Origin of the sequence: Fundidesulfovibrio soli (assembly GCF_022808695.1) — a bacterium.
Taxonomy (GTDB): Bacteria; Desulfobacterota; Desulfovibrionia; order Desulfovibrionales; family Desulfovibrionaceae; genus Fundidesulfovibrio; species Fundidesulfovibrio soli.
The window spans coordinates 67,683-86,050 of the sequence record NZ_JAKZKW010000014.1 but is presented as its reverse complement, the minus strand read 5'-3'; the positions used below and the strand labels follow the sequence as shown (position 1 = coordinate 86,050).

The 18,368-nt window shown below is 65.3% G+C and carries 18 protein-coding genes; all 18 read right to left on the bottom strand.

Annotated elements, in window-relative coordinates:
• Positions 1 to 33: 33 nt before the first annotated feature.
• The 18 genes from MLE18_RS12605 to MLE18_RS12520 all read right to left on the bottom strand — a co-directional run bounded on the left by MLE18_RS12605 (position 34) and on the right by MLE18_RS12520 (position 18,099).
• Entirely contained in the window at positions 34 to 1,065 is a 1,032-nt protein-coding gene (locus MLE18_RS12605; protein WP_243439158.1) for a TIGR00180 family glycosyltransferase, read from the bottom strand.
• Between the two features lie 51 nt (positions 1,066 to 1,116).
• Positions 1,117 to 2,166 carry a ketoacyl-ACP synthase III gene (locus MLE18_RS12600; protein ID WP_243439157.1) on the bottom strand — a complete coding sequence of 350 codons (1,050 nt, stop codon included), beginning with the start codon at positions 2,164 to 2,166 and terminating at the stop codon, positions 1,117 to 1,119.
• A 4-nt stretch (positions 2,167 to 2,170) separates the two neighbouring features.
• Entirely contained in the window at positions 2,171 to 2,887 is a 717-nt protein-coding gene (locus MLE18_RS12595; protein ID WP_243439156.1) for a hypothetical protein, read from the bottom strand.
• Entirely contained in the window at positions 2,884 to 3,162 is a 279-nt protein-coding gene (locus MLE18_RS12590; protein ID WP_243439155.1) for an acyl carrier protein, read from the bottom strand. Before MLE18_RS12590 ends, MLE18_RS12595 begins: the two co-directional genes overlap by 4 nt.
• Positions 3,146 to 4,699: an amino acid adenylation domain-containing protein gene (locus tag MLE18_RS12585; RefSeq protein ID WP_243439154.1), complete on the bottom strand. Its 1,554-nt coding sequence runs from the start codon at positions 4,697 to 4,699 to the stop codon at positions 3,146 to 3,148. The genes MLE18_RS12590 and MLE18_RS12585 overlap by 17 nt, the downstream gene beginning before the upstream one ends.
• Before the next feature lie 19 nt (positions 4,700 to 4,718).
• On the bottom strand, positions 4,719 to 5,465 hold the full coding sequence (locus tag MLE18_RS12580; protein ID WP_243439153.1) for a cephalosporin hydroxylase family protein: 747 nt from the start codon (positions 5,463 to 5,465) through the stop codon (positions 4,719 to 4,721).
• A gap of 6 nt (positions 5,466 to 5,471) precedes the next feature.
• Positions 5,472 to 6,179 carry an LbetaH domain-containing protein gene (locus MLE18_RS12575; RefSeq protein ID WP_243439152.1) on the bottom strand — a complete coding sequence of 236 codons (708 nt, stop codon included), beginning with the start codon at positions 6,177 to 6,179 and terminating at the stop codon, positions 5,472 to 5,474.
• A gap of 7 nt (positions 6,180 to 6,186) precedes the next feature.
• Positions 6,187 to 6,795 (bottom strand): hypothetical protein, encoded by a 609-nt coding sequence (locus MLE18_RS12570; protein ID WP_243439151.1) that lies wholly within the window; start codon positions 6,793 to 6,795, stop codon positions 6,187 to 6,189.
• A 37-nt stretch (positions 6,796 to 6,832) separates the two neighbouring features.
• Positions 6,833 to 7,081, bottom strand: a complete 249-nt coding sequence (locus tag MLE18_RS12565) for a hypothetical protein (protein ID WP_243439150.1) — start codon at positions 7,079 to 7,081, stop codon at positions 6,833 to 6,835.
• A gap of 407 nt (positions 7,082 to 7,488) precedes the next feature.
• The gene (locus MLE18_RS12560; RefSeq protein ID WP_243439149.1) at positions 7,489 to 8,916 is read right to left on the bottom strand and encodes a B12-binding domain-containing radical SAM protein; all 1,428 of its coding nucleotides are present in this window, start codon (positions 8,914 to 8,916) and stop codon (positions 7,489 to 7,491) included.
• A 53-nt stretch (positions 8,917 to 8,969) separates the two neighbouring features.
• The gene (locus MLE18_RS12555; protein WP_243439148.1) at positions 8,970 to 10,814 is read right to left on the bottom strand and encodes a 6-hydroxymethylpterin diphosphokinase MptE-like protein; all 1,845 of its coding nucleotides are present in this window, start codon (positions 10,812 to 10,814) and stop codon (positions 8,970 to 8,972) included.
• 6 nt (positions 10,815 to 10,820) lie between these two features.
• The gene (locus tag MLE18_RS12550) at positions 10,821 to 11,918 is read right to left on the bottom strand and encodes a nucleotidyltransferase family protein (protein ID WP_243439147.1); all 1,098 of its coding nucleotides are present in this window, start codon (positions 11,916 to 11,918) and stop codon (positions 10,821 to 10,823) included.
• Positions 11,919 to 11,931: 13 nt separating this feature from the next.
• The gene (neuC, locus tag MLE18_RS12545) at positions 11,932 to 13,098 is read right to left on the bottom strand and encodes a UDP-N-acetylglucosamine 2-epimerase (protein WP_243439146.1); all 1,167 of its coding nucleotides are present in this window, start codon (positions 13,096 to 13,098) and stop codon (positions 11,932 to 11,934) included.
• On the bottom strand, positions 13,095 to 14,126 hold the full coding sequence (neuB, locus tag MLE18_RS12540; RefSeq protein ID WP_243439145.1) for an N-acetylneuraminate synthase: 1,032 nt from the start codon (positions 14,124 to 14,126) through the stop codon (positions 13,095 to 13,097). Before neuB ends, neuC begins: the two co-directional genes overlap by 4 nt.
• Complete coding sequence (locus MLE18_RS12535; RefSeq protein WP_243439144.1) at positions 14,123 to 14,764, bottom strand: acetyltransferase; 642 nt, start codon at positions 14,762 to 14,764, stop codon at positions 14,123 to 14,125. Before MLE18_RS12535 ends, neuB begins: the two co-directional genes overlap by 4 nt.
• An 11-nt stretch (positions 14,765 to 14,775) precedes the next feature.
• Entirely contained in the window at positions 14,776 to 15,933 is a 1,158-nt protein-coding gene (locus MLE18_RS12530; RefSeq protein ID WP_243439143.1) for a LegC family aminotransferase, read from the bottom strand.
• 266 nt (positions 15,934 to 16,199) lie between these two features.
• Positions 16,200 to 17,210 carry an NAD-dependent 4,6-dehydratase LegB gene (locus MLE18_RS12525; RefSeq protein ID WP_243439142.1) on the bottom strand — a complete coding sequence of 337 codons (1,011 nt, stop codon included), beginning with the start codon at positions 17,208 to 17,210 and terminating at the stop codon, positions 16,200 to 16,202.
• Positions 17,211 to 17,337: 127 nt separating this feature from the next.
• A complete protein-coding gene (locus MLE18_RS12520) occupies positions 17,338 to 18,099 on the bottom strand; it encodes an oxidoreductase (RefSeq protein WP_243439141.1) in 762 nt (253 codons plus the stop codon).
• Between the last annotated feature and the right edge of the window lie 269 nt (positions 18,100 to 18,368).

The following is an 18,368-nucleotide window of genomic DNA, read 5'->3' as shown; positions in this document are numbered from 1 at the left end:
ACGGACCGCGCGGTGTCACGGCTTGAACCCAGGTCATTGCGTTGAATCATCTGTGACACGTATCCTTCCAAGCGCCAGAATCGCAAGCAAATCCCTCTTCTGCACCTCGGAAAGCTCATTGAAGAGGTCGTCAGCGGGATGCCTTTCGATTTGGTGGAGCACCTTCTTGAGAATCAAAGGAGCATACCAGGAAAAAACCTTGTCAAAGTAGGGGCTGAAAAAGCGGTTTGCAAGGGTCAGGTTACAGTCGTTGGTTTCGGTATAGGCGAAGAAGGCCATGTAGTAGATTTCGAGAGCCTCGTCGAACAGGGCCGAGGCCTTGGGGTCATCCAGACCGAGGTGGCTGGCTATGCGGTGTCCCAGATCCGGCCATTGTTCGAGTTGTTCTGTCTGAGTGGTGTAGTTGCCCGACGTCAGGCGCTTGCTGAACGGCCTGCAGGCTTCATAGGGCGCGATGAAGGCGTAGGGCACGGGAAGCGACTTGTGCTTCCCGGAATACATCGAAAGCATATGCGCGCACAGTTCGATAATGACGCCCGTCTTGATGTCGCGGAAGAAAGACATCACGTCCTTGAATGTTTCCGTCCGGTAGACAGCATACATGGTGGACGTGAAGATGGCCATGGTCTTCTTGACGCGCTCGTCCGTGTCCTCGATCTCGGAAACAAACGTCTCAGAGTACGCTGTGTAGCGCTTGAGGATACATCCATTGTCAAAAACGTACCACCTTCCCTGGGCGGTGCTGTAGTCATGGTTGGCGTTCAGGAAGTCGCAGACGCTGCGGATTCCTGTGGTGGCGATATGCCTTCTGTCTGCGCGGAGAACCGTGTAGGGCGTGTCAATGAATTGGAACGAGTAGTTGACTCTGTCTATGAAGGACCGCGTTGTGTCGCTGAAATACGTCACGCGCAGGTTTTTGCGCTGCAAAACACCGTTTTCCATGGCTGTGTCGGACGCGTCAGCGATGATGATGTTGGCGTTTGTCCCTTCATAATAGTCAAGCACTTCCTGCACAGTGATCTGGCGATCCTTGGTCGGGATGATGATCGAGACGTCAGAAAGCATTGTGCGCCTTGGTGAAAGATGTTGCGTACGGAGCGTCTGGTTGTCGCGGAGCTAGAGGTCCTCGTGCATGACGGCCCCGAAGGAATTGGCGGCCGCCTGCATCAAGACGCTGCTCCAGCTGAGTCCAAGCCCAAACCCGGCGAGGAGCAGCCGCAACGGCCCTTCGTGGCCGGACGAGGAAAAGGTCTCGCAGAGGGCGAGCGGGATGGAGGCCGAGCCGCAATTGCCGTACAGGCGCAAGGTGTTGACAACCTTCTCGCGGGGCAAACGGCCTTGCTTGGAGATGGCGTCCAGGATCATCAGGTTGGCCTGGTGCAGGCAGACCGAATCGATCTGTTCGATCGAGGTGTCCGCATGCCGCATGGTGGCCTGAAGCAGCTTGGGAACGATGCCGTGGGAGAACGTGAACACCTTGACTCCGTCCATCTGGAAATACGGCGGGCTGTCGGACTCCCTGTAGCCCCTGCCGGGTTGCCTGATGCATTGGGAGTTGGACCCGTCCGAACCGAGCAGCACGTACATTGGAGCCGTGCCTTCCGTGAATTCCAGGGCCGTGGCGGTCCCGGCGTCGCCGAGCAGGGAGCCCGACTTCAGGTCGGCGGGGGCGATGGTCCGCGAGAGGGTGTCGCCCGTCACAAGAAGCGCCCGCTTCAACGCGCCTTTTTCAAGCAGGGAGGCGGCCAGGAACAACCCGTGGGTGTAGCCCGAGCACCCGATGATCGTGTCCAGCACGACGCATTGCTTGGAGAGCCCGAGGCAGCTGTGAATCTGGTACCCCGTGGGGGGGATGAGGTCGTCCGGGGTGACGTTGGCTACAACGAGGAGGTCGACGCTGTCGGGGCTCCACCGCAGATCTTCGAGCAGCTTTCGGGCGGCGGCGACGCACATGTCTCCGGCCGTGGTGGCCGGTTTCGCCTTGTAGCGCACGTCCAGGCCGGACATCTGGGCCGCCCGCAGCAGTTCCTCGCGCGATTTCTCGTCCGGCGCCAGCGCGACCAGTTCGTCCATCGTGACCGCATGCCCCGGCACCACGGCCCTGCAGCCGACAAACGCCACATTCTGAATCGTCACGCGCCTGGAGGGAAAAGTATCGTCGCTCATGGCGTCAGCTCCCTTCATGGAGGATGTTGGGTCCGAACCTGCCGAGCAGGGTGTTGTATGATTCCGCGAATTCCTTCCTAAACGCGGCGGTTCTCCAGGGGGTGTGGGAAAACAGCAGCATGTTGAACCGCGCGAGCAGCTTGCCAGCTAGGGAAGGGTCGGGCTCACGCGGGAAATCTTTGAGGGCCGTGCGCAAGTGTTCGCGTATAAGCGTGGCCAGCCGCACGTACAATATGTTGCATGGCTCTTCAACAAGCGCCTGGAGTACGGCACGAATTCGTTCGTCGCCTGCTGCTTCGGGGTCGAAGACGGTGCATTTGCGCTGGCCGCACACCTCTTCGAAGTAGACGTCGGCGAGGGAACAGACGTCGATGCCGGTGAGGTTGCCCTCTGCGTCGCATTGGGGAAAGTACGGATATAGCTTGCAGACGAGCGGGCGGGAGCCGTGCGGCTCGCATAGCCCGTTGCACTGGCAGTGCAGGAAATCGATCTTCAGGGATCTGCCGTCAGGCAAGGGGAAACGCCGATGCGTCACCTTAGTGCCCTGGCGGATGGGCGAGCGCGCGTAGGCTTCGAATTCGCCGGGGAAGAAGGGGATCGTCACTGCGGAGCCTGCGCCCGTGCCGTCGAAATTGCCGCAGCAATACCCCCCGCACGTTTGCCAGCAGCCGTTGACCCCGGGCAGGGGAAGTGCATCCAGGCGCTCCCAGTCGGTGGTCATGGCTGTTCAGCGCCTGACGCGTTCTGTCTGGCGATGAAGGCCGCCAGGCCGCTGATCGTGATGACCTCGGAGAGGTCCGCGTCGGCAAGGTCGATGGCGATGCCAAGATCCTCCTCGATGTCGGGGATGAGGGTGGCGAAATCAAACGAGTCGAACCCGGCCTCCAGAATGTTCGTGTCAGGGTCGAGAGGCGCGTCCATGAATTTGGTTGCGGCGATCTTCCCCAGCGCGGACAGTATGGTCCCCAGGATACGCTCTTCAGTGAGAATGTTCATACGCGTTGGACGCCTTTTGCTCCAGTTTCGGGCGGTCGATCTTGCCGTTGGCGTTCAGGGGGAATTCCGTGAGGAACTCCACCCTGCGCGGCACCATGTAGTCTGGAAATCTGGTCCGGCATGTGAGGAGCACCTCGCCGGGGTCGGCCGAGCCAACGATGAAGGCGTGGAGATGGACGCAGACGCCATCCGCATTTCGCGCCGGAGAGACGACGGCCCCGTGCACGCCCGGCAGCCCGGCCAGGTGGTTCTCTATCTCCACGAGTTCCACACGGTATCCGCGGATCTTGACCTGATGGTCGATCCTCTCGATGAAATGCAGAGTGCCGTCCTCATCCTCCAGCACGAGGTCGCCGGTTCTGTACCATCTCCGGCCGCCCTCCTCGGCGAAGGCCTTGGCGGTCTGCTCCGGTTGGTCCAGATAGCCCGGGGTGAGCTGCGAGCCGCTCAGCCAGAGCTCCCCTCTGCTTCCTGCCGGCAGGACCTCGCCCGATTCGTCCCGGACGCTGAAATGCTGCCCGATGAACGTCCGGCCCATGGGCACGAGCCCGTTGACGCAGGCTTCGACCCCGGGGGACCAGGCATGTCGGCTGATCGCGATGGTGCATTCGGTGGGTCCGTAGAGGTTCTCAATAATGGCGTTGGGCGCGGCCACGGCCCACTGGCGCACTAAGCTGTGCGGGAGCCCCTCGCCGCAGAACAGGCTCACCCTGATGCCAGGGAAGGAATCCGGCCCGAGCTGCTTGAGGCGGGCCATGCTCAGCAGCAGCGACGGGACGCTGAACCACGACGTCAGCCCGGCACGCTGGATGTAACGCGCCGGGAAAATCCGTTCTTCCGCTGTCGGCACGCACAGACACGCCCCGGACTGCCATGTGGCGAACAAGTCATGCACGCTGAGGTCGAAGGTAAGGTCAAACAGTTGGGAGCAGCGGTCCTGGCTGGACAGGCCGTAGAACCCGGCGATGGTGTCGAGGTACGGCTCCACGTTGGCGTGGAGCACCGGAACCCCCTTGGGCCTGCCGGTGCTGCCCGAAGTGAACATGATGTACATCTTCGGGCTGCACCGCTCCGGCCGGTCAACTCCGCCGGAGCTAGTGTGCAGGCAGTCGCGGCCGAGGATGGCGAGGGATTCCTCCTTGGACCCGGCAGGCTTGTCGGGGCAGATGATCGTGCCCGCGCCGGTGTTCACGGCGGCCCGCATGGCGGCGGACAGGCCTGCGGCGGAGGCGACCACCGTGTCGGCTCCGCTGGCCCGCAGCATGGCCTGGGTGCGCTCCAAGGGAAAACGGGGGTTGAGCGGTACAAAGGTCTTCCCCGACAGCAGGGCGCCCAGGACCCCCGCATAGGTGGACAGGCTCTTATCGGCCCAGACGGTGACGGTTTCCGTGCGGCAGGCCGAATCCAATGCCCGGGCTATCCGCCGGGCCTCTCCCAGCAGCTCCCCGTAGGAGACGTCCCCCCCCGCGAACGACAGGGCCGGGTCGTCAGGAGCCCTTCGGGCGGAGGCCAGGAAGCGATCCACTATGTTGAGCATCAGTCTGTCCTGTCCGGAGTCAGCGCACGCGCTTGAGATAGCCGCCGGGGCATTCGCTTATGCGGAGCTTGTCCGTGATGGAGCTGTCCTGGGCGAAGCGCTCGTCGCCAGCCAGGAATTCGTCGACGGCCGTGAGGGGATTGTTTCCCTTGCCCCAGCCCCTGCCTTGCACGGGGTTGGGCGAATGCTCGATCGCCGTGTCGAACACCACGCAGTAGCTCCCAACCGTCACGAGGTCCGCGTAGGCGCGCAGTTCGGCGAGCACGTGGCCGTGGGTGTGGTTCGAGTCCAGGGCCAGCAGGCAGGGGCCGTTCCGCCCGGCCAGGGCGCGGACTGCGGCCACGGTGTCGGGAGCGACGCTCGAGCCTTGAACCATGGTGATGCGCCTGGCCAGGGGGTGCGCTTCAATGGCCTGGCGGTTGTGGGTCCTGATGTCGATATCCACGCCGATGACCCGGCCGTGCTGGATCATGCCGCACTGGACCAGGAGCTCCAGCATGGAGGCATAGAACACCAGGGACCCGCCGTGGGCGATCCCGGTCTCGACGATGACCTCGGGGCGCACGGTCCAGATAAGCTCCTGCATGGCCAAGATGTCCTGCGGGAACTGGATGATGGGCCTGCCCAGCCATTCGAAATGATAGGTGTAGCGGTGCAGCTCGGCGCGCTGCATCCACTCCTGGCTGGAGCGCTCGAACCCTTCGTCCCGGCCCATGGCGGCGATTTCCTCGGCGCAGCGCTCCTTGAACTCCTGGGGAGATTCCATCGCAGTCTATTGCTCCCTGGTGAATACTACCCGGGCGGGATTGCCCATGACCGTGGCGCCCGGGGGGACGTCCTTCAAAACCACGCTGCCCATGCCGATGGTAGCGCCCTCGCCAACGTTCGTGCGGGGCGGCATCATGGCCCCGGTCCAGACGCCGGATCCTCGCGCTATGCGGGAGCCTTCGAGGATGGTGCAACGCGCGAACAAGGTGCAGCACGGCTCGCACTGAACATCCTCGCCGAGGTAGGCCATGGGGTACACGTTGCAGAAATCCCCCAGCCGCACCCCGAAATTCAGGATGCTCCACGGGCCGACGACACATCCCTGCCCGATCTTCACTGAAGGGTCCACGTGGGCCAGCGGATGCACCAGCGAGGTGAAGCGCGCGCCCCGCCCGGCCAGGGGGAGGACCAGGCTCTCCTTGTTCTCCGGCTTGCCCATGGCGCAGACGAACATGTCCTCGCTGTCGGGCGTGAAGCCGTCGATGGGAAGCACCCGCACGGAGGCGGCCTCCTCCCCGAGCCGCTCCAGGAGAGGGCCGGGCGACTGGGCCACGTTGTTGTCAAGAAAACCAGCCACGGGCACATCGGTATGCGCCGCCTGCTGAATCTCTTTCAGGTAGGAGAAATAGACCCGTCCCAGGCCGCCGCCGCCCACGATCCACAGGTTGCGGCAGGGCTGTGCGCGGAAGTCGTGAAGGCTGTTGTCCCGCATGACGGCCTCAATTGCCCGGCTGCATTTTGTCGTTGGGCACCCAGGAGGTGTAGGCCACCCCGAAGGGGACGCCGTCGGCAGTCAGCTGCATCCGCAGCAGCCGGCACTGGGGCAGGAGGCGGTCCTTGACGGCGGAGATGGGCGCGTCCTTGCGGGGCAGGCTGGTTAGCTGCATCCCGCCGAAGAGCCATTGGCCGCCCACGTTCGCCTTGTATTGCAGCTCCAGCTTCTTGAGCAGGCAGAAAAGGGTGTCGGCGAAGCCCATGGGCCAGGGCTTGTCGTAGGTCACGCGGTCGTCGGCGAAGGGCATGGCCGCCATGAGCTCGTCCTCGGGGAGCGGGATGGACTCGATGGGGTGCTCCGCAGGCAGCTCCAGGGCGCAGATGCAATCCCGCTCCTCGCCCCAGGTGAGCGTCGCCACGGGAGAGAGGGCGTTCAGCTCCGGCTCCTTGCCTGTGCGGAGTTCGAGCATGTTGGAGGTGATGAAGCCCTTGAACTTGAAATCGAGAGGAGGCACGCCCTGGGAGTAGTGGAGCAGCGCCTCGAAGAGTGTGGAGCCGTGGAGGTAGTGTCTGTCACCCAGGAACGGCAACCGGATACGCAGAGGGTCGGCCATAGTTCTTCCTTGCTTGGAGGATGTTTCAGGGTCCGGTCTACTCTTTGTCAGCCAGGAGTGAGATAAGCTTGTCCACCTTGAAATACCCGCCTGCGACTAGGTCGATGTCTTCAGGCACGGAGAAACCACACAACTCGTCAAGCTCCATCAGGAGCATAAGGCAGTCAAGCGAGTCGAGTATCTTGTCATGCAACATGTCTGTGTCCATGCTGACTGCAATATTCGGATCGTTTTTCACCTTTTGCAGGGCCGTGTTGACTGTAGTCAGGGCATCGACGGCGTTCATGCGTGGCTCCTTCGGAAACGAATAGAGAAATTGCTGCGACGTGTTTTTCTCGTATGGAACAGTGCCGTCATTCATGAAGGCATACCCCAGTACGGCTGCGGCTGTAAACCTCCCGCAGTTCTGCTCAGCAGTCCCTTCCGGGGGCTGGCGGCCGCTAGGAGTATTTTTCGTTCCCCATGTCCGTGCGCGTTTTCAAGCAAGATATATGCCGAAATGCTTGGGCTCTGGCGTGGGGCAGGGGCGCATGCCCCTGCGTCAGGACCCGTCATAAGAACGGACAGCAACATACTGCCGGGGGGGCGAATGGGGGACTGCCCCTGGTGAAGAACCTCGGGTGCGGCGCGACGCGGCGTGTGGTGGGCAATTCCCTCCTAGAGAACGTGCTCTGGCGGGAACCGCGTCCACCGTCAGGGCGTGCCAGAGGAATGTTGCTTCTGCAGGGCCTTTACCCTGTCGCTGAAAAACCAGTATTGGCCGAATTCATGCTTGTATTTCCGAAGGGTGTCGAGGGAACAGTTGTACGGCTTCAAAGCGAAGTCACCTTGCGGTTTCTCGAAGTTGAATGTTCCGTCCCACAACTTCGAGAGGTCGATGCTCTCGGTGAAGAGGTTGTCCTTGAGCGCCTGCTTGAAAATCTTCGTTCCTGGAAATGGAATGAGGGTGTAAACGTGGTATTTGTCCAGCTCCAACTCCAGGATCATTCTCCTCGTGTCTTCCAGCGTTTCGGGCGTGTCCTCGGGGAAGCCGATGATGAACATGCCTGTCGTGAGCATGTTGTGCTTCTTCGCGAGCCTGGCGATCTCGAAGATTTTTTCTCGGGGCAGCTTCTTGTGGATGACATTCTGCCGGATATTGTCGTTCCCGCTTTCAATGGGCATGGGGAAGTGGATGCAGCCCGCTTCGGCCATGGCCGCCATCATATGCTCGTCAAGAGCGGCGATGTTGAAGCCGGATGATGAGTCAAACTGAATGTTGAGGTTGCGTTTGCGTATCTCGTCGCAGAACTGCATGACGTGTTGTTTGTTCAGTGTGAAGTTGTCGTCAAAGATAGAAAAATAATTAATGCAGTGCTCGTGGTACAGATATTCTATCTCGTCGAAGATGTCTTGAATCCTGCGCAAGCGGAGCCCGCGGCCCATCATGTGGAACGCTGAGCAGAACGTGCAGTCCAACGGGCAGGAGCGGCTGGTGTACAGCGGCGCAACGAGGGTGATGTTGTTTCCTTTCGGGTTGTACCATTTGGAATAGTCGGAGCGGTAGTCATCTATCCGCAGCATGTCCCAGGCGGGAGCCGGCATCTCGGCGGGGGCCAGCGGCGACATGCGCTTGTTGACATGGACGGTGCCGGAGGCGTTCCGCCACGCGATACCGTCTATGTTTGCTAAAACGGCGTCCGTCGGGCTCTGGATGTGGCGCATGAGCCTGGAGGTCTGCCGTTCGCCCTCGCCCAGGATGATGTAATCGAAGGAGGGACACTTCGTGAGGATGTCCTGCGCGAACAGCGTGGCGTGCATTCCGCCGAGAATGGTCGGCAGCTTCAACGCCCGGGCACGTACAGCTTCCGTCAGCTTCCGCGCGAAGGGGAACTGGGAGGAGACGAGGCAGTTCAAGCCGAGAACATCGAATTCGCCCGTTTCGAGCCGCTTGACCACATGCTCGATCTTCGCTTCCTCTGTCGTCAGGCCTACCCTGGTGAGCAGGTCGAGATTGAGGATCTCGCTGGTATGGCCTTCCTTGCGGAGCATTCCTCCCACGCAGAGCAGGGACATGGGCGGAACGATCTGGACCCTGCTTGGGTTGTGAGGGGTCGGCATGGAGAGGAGCAGGATGTGCATGGCGTCTCCTTTAGGATCGAGGATGCGGAGTGGCGGCGCCTCTGGGGCGGGTGTCAAAAAATTGGTTGCTGGCTGGCATGGTTCGGTTCCTGCGTAGCCGGCGCGGCCTCGGATGAATGGAGCAGCAGCCGGGCCGGAGCCAGGCGGCGGGCGGAAACGTTGGCCAGCGCGTAGCCGAACTCGCGCTCCAGCGCCTCGCTGACCACCACGACCCCAGCGCCTTCGAGCAATCCGTAGAGCCCGTGGATTCCTGAATCGCTTGGCCCCTTGAAGGGCACCTGGGCGGCCACCGGCGCGAAGCGGCCAGTGGGGTAGAGCGCGGCCAGGGCTTGGGCGCAGGCCTCGGCGTCACCGGGCAGGCCCAGCACCGGGAGCGGCTCCCCGGCCTGGATGCGGGCATGGGCCAGGGCGACCCCCAAGGCCCGGCGCAGGGCCTCGGCCCAGGCGCGCAGGGTGTCCGCCAGCCCGGCCAACATGGCGGACTCGGTCTCCAGGTGGAAATATCTGTCCAACTCGCCGGTTCGGCGAAGCGACTGGGCCAGACCGGCAAGCTCGGGCACGGGTTGTCCGCGCTCCTCGGCCTCGCGGGCCAGGCTGGCGGCCGTCTCCACGTCGCGCAGGCGTTCGCCGAGGGCCTGCGCCAGTTCCGCTGCCCGCACGGGTGGGACGGCCCTGGCGGCCGAGGCGATGCGCTCCCGCAGAGCTTCGCGGTCCAGGTCAGGCAGGGCGGCCAGGGCCTGCAGGCCGCCGGGCAGGAACACTGCCGCGTCCAGGATGCCCGTGTCCGAGAGGCGGTGGAAGCGCATGCCGCGCTCCCGGCCGATCTGCCGGGCCACGTCCTCCAGTTCGGCGGCGATGCCGAAATAGTTGAAGCGAGTCCACACCTTGCGGCCGTTGACGTCCGCCATGGGGAACACGGCGTTTGTCTCCAGCAAGTCGGCGTCCAGCCGGTGGCTGCAGACCAGCGGCGCTTCCGGGTGGTCGTCCTGGGAGGGCGTCTGCTCTTTGGCCCCGGGCGTGTAGTACAGCTCCGCCGAGGCCTCGCCCGGCCAGGAGTGGTCCACCCCGGCCAGGAACACGTCCGGCGCGCCCAGGCACTCGGCCAGGCCCAGGCAGGCGATGGCGCAGCCCGTCCAGGATTCGCGCAGCCGGTAGGGGTCGGGCAGCAGCGTGGTGTTGAAGGCCTCCATGAAGAAAACACCGGCGTAGTCCCCGGCGGAATCGGAGATGTTGGCCCCGGAGAGGCTCACCAGCCAGGTGTTCTTGAGCTTGCGGCCCGGGCGCAGCAGGTGGGGGTAGCGGAAATCGGTGTCCAACTGGAGCACGAAGTCCGGCTCCACGCCGTTTTCCAGGCAAAATCCCAATGAGAGCGAGATGCAGCCGATGAGGCAGGTGCGCTTGAGTTCCTCCAGCGCGGGCAGCACCAGGGGCAGGCTGGGCGAGGGGAACAGCCAGGCCAGGGGCGCGCCGCCCTTGCCCTCCAGGGCGCGGCACAAGGGCCAGCGCAGGTGCAGGGGGTGGTTCCGGGCCAGGGCGATCTCCCGGTAGAGCAGGGCCGGGGCGTCCTCCCGGGCGCGCACGCCCAGCTCGTCGGGCACGGAGGGGCTGGTCTGGGGCAGGTAGACGTACTTGAGGTAGCGCCAGGCCAGGTTCTTCTGCACGGCGTCCACCCAGGCCGGGTGCCTGTCATAGGCCTCGGCGCCCACCACCAGGGTCACGCCGTGGCGCAGCAGGCCCGGGTCCAGGCCGCGCACCGCTTCGAAGGCGGCCTCATTGGCGCTTGGGAACCACAGCCGCCGTTCGCGGGGCACGGCCTTGTCCGGCGCGGTCCCCAGGAAGACCACCAGGGAGCGGTCCCCCGGCCGGGGATGGTAGCCGCCTTGCTGCGTGAGGAACATGCCGCCCTAGTTCCCGGACTTGTCGAACACGCGGTAGTAGTCTGTGTGGGCCCGGTCGAAGTCGGGGCGCTGGCCGATATCCAGCCAGTACTCATGTACCGGGAACACCGAGGGCTGGTCCCCCTGGGAGAGCAGGGCCTGGAACAGGTCCGGCATGTCGTAGGGCATGCCCCGGGGCACCAGCTCGATCAGCTCCGGGCGAAGAATGTAGATGCCCGCGCTGACGAAGAAGCTCTGCACCGGCTTCTCGTCCAGGGAGATCATGCGCGTGCCGTCCTTGATGCGCACCACGCCGTAGGGCACCTGGAAGGAGTACTCCTTCACGGCCATGGTGGCGGCGGCGCGCTGCTGCTCGTGGAAGTCGAGCATGTGGCGGAAGTTGACGCGTGTCAGGATGTCGCCGTTCATGACCACCAGGGAGTGCTGGGGCTTCTCCGGCAGCAGGGAGAGCGCCCCGGCGGTGCCCAGGCGCTGCGTCTCCCAGATGTAGTGGATGCTCACGCCCCAGCGGGAGCCGTCCCCGAAGTACTCCTTGATCATCTCGCCCTTGTAGTTGAGCGAGATGTAGAAGCGTTTGAAGCCGTACTCGATGAAGTTCTCCAGGATGATCTCCAGGATGGGCTTGGGGCCGACATTGAGCAGGGGCTTGGGGCAATCCCTGGTGAGGTCGCCCAGCCGGGTGCCCAGCCCCCCGGCCATAAGCAGCACGGAGTTGGGCATCAGGTTCAGGTGCAGGAGGTCGGAGAGCGTCTCCAGGCCGATGAGATGGCCGGTCTGGTCCACCACGGGGATGTGGCGGATAAGCTTCTCCTTCATCTTGAGCAGCGCGGCCAGGCGGCCCTCGTCCTTGAGGATGGTGGTGGGCGAGCCCTCCATGACGCGGCTCACCGGGCTGTCCAGCGGGATGTTGGAGAGGATGGCCCGGCGCACGTCGCCGTCGGACACGGTGCCCAGGAGCCTGCCGCTGCCGTCCACCACCAGGGCGATCTGCTGCGCGCCGGACTCGATCTTGCGGATGGCCTCCAGGAAGGGCAGGTCCGGGGCGATGGCCAGGGCGCGCCAGTCGAACGGGGTTCTGTCTTGTTCGGGCATCATGGGCTGCATGGTGGGCCTCCGCTCACAGGTCGTGAAAAGTCTTGAATCCGCGCGGGCCTGCGAGCCAGGCCTTCATGGCGGCCAGCATCAGGGCCACGCCGCCCTCGCGGTGATACGGGTTTTGCACGTTCCGGGCCAAATTACGGAATTCGGGGCTCAGGGCCCGGCGCACGGCCTGGGCGATCAGGCCCCGCTCCGGCTCGCAGTGTGTCACGTTGTCCGGCCGGATGCGACCCAACTGGCGGTTGCCGATGTCCACGGCGGGCACGCCCATGGAGGGCGACTCCAACAGGCCGCTGGAGGAGTTGCCCACAACGGCCTGGCAGCAGCGCATGGCCGAGAGGTAGCGCAGCCGCCCCAGCGAGGCGAACAGCCGCCAGTTGGACGGATGCGCGGCCACGCGCTCCGCGATGAGCCGGGCGTGTTCGCGGCCGTGGGCGTCGGCGTTGACCCCGGTGAACACGATAGCCAGCTCCGGAAAAGCCTCCAGGGCGTCCAGCAGTGCCTCGCACTGCGCGGCGGAGCTGTGCCCCTCCTGGGTGACGGGGTGGAAGGTGACCAGCAGGAAGGGTTGCTCCTCCCCTATGTCCAGGGCCTTGGCCACCTCGGCGCGGGTGAGCAGGCTTTCGGGGCGCAGGCCGTCCAGGCCCGGGTCGCCCACGGTGAACACCGTGTCCGGGTTTTCGCCCATCTGGATCACGCGCTTACGGTAGGGCTCGGCGCTGACGAAGTGCAGGCGGGAGAGCTTGGTGATGGCGTGGCGGAAGGCGTCGTCCGTGGCCCCGTAGGTCAGCTCGCCTCCGGCGATGTGCGCCACGGGCACGCCCATGACCACTGCGGCGGCAGCGGCGCAGAGCGCCTCATAGCGGTCGCCCAACACCACCAGCAGGTCCGGGGCCAGGCGGCCGAGCGCCGGGCCGTAGCCCGCCAGGGCCCGGCCCATGCCCGCGCACACGGCCTCCGGGCTGTCGGCGTCACCAAGCATCTCCACGCATTCGTCGGGTTCGAAGCCGTCGGCGCGGATCTCGGAGACGGTCATGCCGTGCTCGGCGGAGAGGTGGCTGCCGCTGACCAGCAGGCGCAGGGCGCAGTCCGGGTCGGCGCGCAGGGCCTCCAGCAGGGGCTTCAGAAGCCCGTAGTCGGCCCGGGTGCCGGTGAAGACGCAGACGGAGTGCTTGGCGGCTTTCACGGCAGCTCGATCTGTTCGTCGGGTTGGTAGTCTCTGGCGGCAGTGCGCCCCAGCACCGCATCCCAGCGCATGGGGGAAAGGCCCGTGCCGGGCCGCTTGGCGGTCAGGTTCTCGTCGGTGAAGATTTCGCCCGCCGCGATGGCCCTGGCGGCCACGATGCTCTTGCGGGCCACGGCGCGGTTGGGCAGCTCCGAGGCGGTGGGGCGCTTGCGCCCGTCGCCCAGGGCCAGCTCGATGTTGCGGATGGCGCGCACCATGGCCGCGAGCTCCCGGGGCTCCAGGCTGGCGGCGTGGTCCGGGCCGGGCAGGAACCTGTCCAGGGTGAAGTGCTTTTCGATCACTGTCGCGCCCAGGGCCACGGCCGCGATGGGCACCTCGATGCCTTTCGTATGGTCGGAGTAGCCCACGTTCACACCGGGGAAGGCGGCCGCGATGGTGTTCATGGCCCGCAGGTTCACCTCGTCCATGGGCGTGGGGTACTGGGTGGTGCAGTGCAGCACCGTGATGCACGATAGTTCCACGCCCTTGGCCTCGAACACGGCCAGGGCGGCTTCGATGTCGCCCAGGTCCGCCATGCCCGTGGAGAGCAGCACCGGCAGCCCGGCGTCCGCGACGGCCCGCAGGTAGGGCAGGTTGGTGATCTCGCCCGAGGGCACCTTGAAGATGGGCGAGCCCAGGCGGCGCAGCAGGTCCACGCTCTCCAGGTCGAACGGGGAGGAGAGGAAGGCCACCCCGCGCATGGTGCAGCGCTCGATCAGGGTCTCGTGGGCGGCCACGTCCAGCTCCAGCTTCCTGAGCATCTCCAGTTGGGATTCCCCGGAGCCGGTGCGCTCCTTCTGGTAGGCGGCCTTGGGGGCGGAGGCGGCGGCCAGGCGCTCGGCCTTGAAGGTCTGGAACTTGATGATGTCCGCCCCGGCCTCGGCGGCGGCGTCCACCATGTCCAGCGCGCGGGCCATGTCCCCGTTGTGGTTGACCCCGGCCTCGGCGATGACCAGCACGGGGCGCCGGGATGCGCTGCCTTGGCTCATGTGTTCCCCCGGATGTTGCCGGGCGTGAGCCGCGCCCCAGGGGCCAGGGGTGCGAGCACGCGCACGCCCATGGCCACGAAGCAGCCCGCGCCGATGGAAATGTTGTCGCGGCAGATGGCGCCGCTGCCGATGAAGCACCCCTCGCCAACGGACGTCCCGCCGTTGAGCACCGCGCCGGTGGAGACGTGGCAGAAGTCGCCCACTGCGGCGTCGTGCTCCACGAGGGCGCGCGTGTTCAGGATGCAGTGCGCGCCCACGCGCGCCCCGGCGTTGACCACCGCGAAGTGGTGCACGACAGTGCCTTGGCCCAGGCTGGCGTGGGGCGAGACCCGCGCCAGGGGCGAGGCCACGGCGGGGAAGGAGAAGCCCAGCTCCTTGAGGAGCGCGGCCAGGCGCATGCGCGGCTGCGGGCTCTCAAGCTGGCCCACGGTGATGAGCGCGAAGCGGTAGAGGCGGGCCAGGGCGGGCAGGTCCTCGTCGGTGCCCAGCACAGGGTGCCCGAGCACCTCACTGACGCCGCTGCCAGGGCGCTCCACCACGCCAGCGATCCTGCGGCCGGCCGCCTCCAGCACGTCGATGACGGAGCGGCAGTGGCCGCCGCCGCCTACGAGCAGGATGGCTTCCGGGTCGGGGGTCATGGCTGGTCCGTCTAGGGTGTTATGTTGCGGAAACTGCTCGGAATGTTCACCAGCCTGTCCGCGATGTCCAGGGAAATGTCCAAGGGGCCGCGCGGGGCCTGGGCGTACATGGGCAGGGTGTGCAGCGGCTCCCAGACGGGGCGCGTCATAACTCCGGCATCATTGGAGAATTCCAGGAAGGCGTCGCGCTGGTCCCGGCTTTCCAGAAGCAGGGCGTTGAGCCAGAAGTTGGGCGTGGTGCCCTCCCGGGCGTCCACGAAGGCCAGGGGCAGGCCCTTGAAGGCTGTGGCGTACTCGGCGGCCAGGGCGCGCTTGTCCGCCAGGAAGCGGGGCAGGCGCTCCAGCTGCGCGCAGCCCAGGGCTGCGTTCAGGTTGGGCAGGCGGTAGTTGAAGCCCAGCTCGTCGTGGCGGTAGAGCCAGCGGTGCGGCACCTTGGCCGTGGTGGTGATGTGCTTGGCGCGGCGTCCCAGGGTCTCGTCGTTGGTCAGGATGGCCCCGCCGCCCCCGCAGGTGACGATCTTGTTGCCGTTGAAGCTGAGGGTGCCCAGGAGCCCGAAGATGCCCGTGTGGCGTCCGCCCGAGGCGGAGCCCAGGGACTCGGCCGCGTCCTCCACCAGGGGGATGCCCCAGGCGGCGCAGATGTCGGCGATGGCCTCGATGCGGCAGGGGTGGCCGAAGGTGTGCATGGGCACGCAGGCCGCCACGCGCCGCCCGCTGGCCTTCTCGCGCACCTGGCCGTTTGCGCTTTCGCAGTTGGTTTCCAGGAAATCCCGCAGGGCGTCGGGGGAGAGGCCCAGGGTGTCGGCATCCACGTCCACGAAGGCCGGAGAGGCCCCGCAGTAGGCTACGGCGTTGCAGGTGGCCGCGAAGCTGAGCGTCTGGGTGAGCACCAGTTCGCCCTGCTCCACGCCCGCCAGGCGCAGGGCCGCGTGCAGGGCCGCCGTGCCGTTGACCGTGGCCACGGCGCAGGCCGCACTGGTGATCTCGCGCAGCATGGCCTCGAAGCGGTCCACGAAGGCCCCCACGGAGGAGACGAAGGTGGAGTCGATGGTCTCCTGCACGTAGGCCCCCTCGTTGCCCCCGAAAACCGGGGCGTGCAGGGGGACGAAGCCCTCCGGGGCGCGGTGCGCGGCCCGGACGATGCGGACGATCTGTTCGAAGGTGCTCATGGCGTATATTGTGTGAAATCCTTCGTGTTTGAGGCTTCCGCCCTGCCTTCGCCGCGCCGGGAACGTGAATATATTTGAAGAATATCCCCGCTCCCGGCGCGGCGGAGGCAGGGGCGCAACCCGGCATGGTTCATGGCGGAAGCATGGTCCAGGTTTCAGAAACCCATCGCCCTGATTATTTCAGCTGTGGGCGCGAAGCGGAATGGGATTCCAAAGGGAGGAACTCCCTTTGGCCGCCGGAGGCATCCCCCCGCCCCTCTTATCCCCTAGATATTATACCTGTCCGCCTTGTAGAGCCGCAGGTTCTCCGGGTCGGTGAACCAGGCGGCCGTTTCGGCCAGGCCGCGCCGGAAGCCCTCCAGCCCGCCGTACTCCGGCTGCCAGCCCGCCAGGCGCAGGGCCTTGGCGTTGTCCGCCCAGAGGCGCTCCACCTCGCTCTTGGCCGGGCGCAGGCGCTCCTGGTCGCAGAGCACCTCCACGTCCGCGCCCATGACCTCGGCGATCAGGCGCACCGTGTCCCCGATGGAGACCTCGAAATTGGAGCCCACGTTGACCACCTCGCCCACGGCCGCGTCCGCTTCTGCCACGGCCACGAACCCGCCCACGGTGTCGGCCACGTAGTTGAAGTCCCTGGTGGGATGCAGCGCGCCCAGCTTGATCACGCGGCTGCCGCCCGCGATCTGGGTGATGACCGTGGGGATCACGGCCCTGGCCGACTGGCGCGGGCCGTAGGTGTTGAAGGGCCGGATCACGCTCACCGGCGTCTCGAAGGAGGAGTAGAACGACAGCGCGATCTGGTCCGCCCCGATCTTGGAGGCGGAATAGGGCGACTGCCCCTGCAAAGGGTGCTCCTCGGTGATGGGCACGAAGCGGGCCGTGCCGTACACCTCGCTGGTGGAGGTGTGCACCACGCGGGAGACGCCCAGGTCCCGCGCGGCCTGGACCACGTTGAGCGTGCCCTTCACGTTGGTGTCCACGTAGGTGTCGGGCGAGTGGTAGGAATAGGGGATGGCGATGAGCGCGGCCAGGTGCAGCACCACGTCGCAGCCGCGCATGGCGGTGCGCACGCCGTTGGGGTCGCGGATGTCGCCCGCGAACACGTCCAGGCTCCTGCGGATCTCGGCGGGCGAGGAATCCAGCCAGCCCCAGGAGTTGAAGGAGTTGTAGAGCACGAAGGCCCGCACGTCGCAGCCCATGCGCACCAGGCGCTCGGTGAGGTGCGAGCCGATGAAGCCGTCGGCCCCGGTGACCAGGATTTTCTTGCCCGCAAGCTGCATACGCGTCCCGCCCGTGTTGGTTTTGCTCGCTGTTTCCCGGAGTCAGTCCCCGGAGATCGAGGGTGCGCCACGCAAAACCAGTGATTTAAGTTTGAAAAACATAGGCATGTTTTTCAAGGTGTTCACGCTAGAGGGTCCAGCCGTCGTCCACCACGATGTTCTGCCCGTTCACGTAGGCCGAGGCATCGGACAGCAGGTATACGATAGTGCCCATGATGTCATCGGGGTCGAGCATGCCCTTGCTCATGCCGTGGCGGTTGTAGGCCGCCAGGAAGGCCTCGGGCTGGGCGTCCAGGATGCCGCCGGGGCTCAGGCAGTTGTAGCGTATGCCGTTGCCCCTGAAATATTTGGCGAAGTATTTGGCCAAGTGCTGGAGCGCCGCCTTGATGGCCGCGTACTCCACGGGCATGGTCATGGGCGTTCCGTCGTAGATCTCGAAGCGCGGGGCCATCACCCCGTAAATCGAGGAGAGGAACACCACGTTGCCCCCGCCCTGGGCGGTGAAGGCCAGGCTGAAGCGCTGCGCCGCCAGGAAGTAGCCCCCCAGGTGCAGGGAGACGTTCTCGCTGAAGTCGGCGTAGGTCACGTCCTCCAGCTTGCGGCCGTAGTTCTTGTTGCGGGGGTAGGCTGTGCAGACCAGGGCGTCGATGCGCCCGCGCAGGTCCGTGACCTGGGCGATGCACTCGTCCAGGGAGGTGGCGCTGGTCATGTCCACCTGATGGCAGGAGACGTCCCCGGCCGGGAATTCCGTCGCGACGGCCTCGGCCCGGGCCAGGTCGAAGTCGGCGATGGCCGCTTTGCCGCCTTCGGCCAGCACGGCCGCGACGATCCTGCGGCCCAGAAGGCCCGCGCCGCCCAGCACCACCACGGTCTTGTCCTTGAGCATCATAACCAGTCCTTGATTCGTCTCACGCCGTTCGGCGGAAATTTTGCGTATTATGGGCCGCAGGGTGCAATCGGCCCGGTTTCGTGTTCCCGGATTGCAGTCCTGCCGCCGTGAACCGCCGGGTGTCCGTCCCACGCAAGGGGGTGCCTCACGTTTTTGCCCTGCCACACTGCCGCAGTGAACCGCGCCGGCTCCGTCCTGGGCCTGCTCCGGGCCGGGAATGACGATATTCTTCAAATATATCGGCTTGCCCGGCCCGGAGCAGGCCCAGG

Excerpts from the sequence above, each read along its gene's own strand:
- MLE18_RS12520 (WP_243439141.1), bottom strand. The coding sequence starts at position 18,099 with ATGATGCTCAAGGACAAGACCGTGGTGGTGCTGGGCGGCGCGGGCCTT.
- MLE18_RS12560 (WP_243439149.1), bottom strand. The coding sequence starts at position 8,916 with ATGCACATCCTGCTCCTCTCCATGCCGACCCCTCACAACCCAAGCAGG.
- MLE18_RS12565 (WP_243439150.1), bottom strand. The coding sequence starts at position 7,081 with ATGAACGCCGTCGATGCCCTGACTACAGTCAACACGGCCCTGCAAAAG.
- MLE18_RS12530 (WP_243439143.1), bottom strand. The coding sequence starts at position 15,933 with ATGAGCACCTTCGAACAGATCGTCCGCATCGTCCGGGCCGCGCACCGC.
- MLE18_RS12595 (WP_243439156.1), bottom strand. The coding sequence starts at position 2,887 with ATGACCACCGACTGGGAGCGCCTGGATGCACTTCCCCTGCCCGGGGTC.
- MLE18_RS12535 (WP_243439144.1), bottom strand. The coding sequence starts at position 14,764 with ATGACCCCCGACCCGGAAGCCATCCTGCTCGTAGGCGGCGGCGGCCAC.
- MLE18_RS12575 (WP_243439152.1), bottom strand. The coding sequence starts at position 6,179 with ATGCGGGACAACAGCCTTCACGACTTCCGCGCACAGCCCTGCCGCAAC.
- MLE18_RS12570 (WP_243439151.1), bottom strand. The coding sequence starts at position 6,795 with ATGGCCGACCCTCTGCGTATCCGGTTGCCGTTCCTGGGTGACAGACAC.
- MLE18_RS12550 (WP_243439147.1), bottom strand. The coding sequence starts at position 11,918 with ATGCAGCCCATGATGCCCGAACAAGACAGAACCCCGTTCGACTGGCGC.
- MLE18_RS12525 (WP_243439142.1), bottom strand. The coding sequence starts at position 17,210 with ATGCAGCTTGCGGGCAAGAAAATCCTGGTCACCGGGGCCGACGGCTTC.
- neuB (WP_243439145.1), bottom strand. The coding sequence starts at position 14,126 with ATGAGCCAAGGCAGCGCATCCCGGCGCCCCGTGCTGGTCATCGCCGAG.
- MLE18_RS12580 (WP_243439153.1), bottom strand. The coding sequence starts at position 5,465 with ATGGAATCTCCCCAGGAGTTCAAGGAGCGCTGCGCCGAGGAAATCGCC.
- MLE18_RS12600 (WP_243439157.1), bottom strand. The coding sequence starts at position 2,166 with ATGAGCGACGATACTTTTCCCTCCAGGCGCGTGACGATTCAGAATGTG.
- MLE18_RS12585 (WP_243439154.1), bottom strand. The coding sequence starts at position 4,699 with ATGCTCAACATAGTGGATCGCTTCCTGGCCTCCGCCCGAAGGGCTCCT.
- MLE18_RS12605 (WP_243439158.1), bottom strand. The coding sequence starts at position 1,065 with ATGCTTTCTGACGTCTCGATCATCATCCCGACCAAGGATCGCCAGATC.
- MLE18_RS12590 (WP_243439155.1), bottom strand. The coding sequence starts at position 3,162 with ATGAACATTCTCACTGAAGAGCGTATCCTGGGGACCATACTGTCCGCG.
- MLE18_RS12555 (WP_243439148.1), bottom strand. The coding sequence starts at position 10,814 with ATGTTCCTCACGCAGCAAGGCGGCTACCATCCCCGGCCGGGGGACCGC.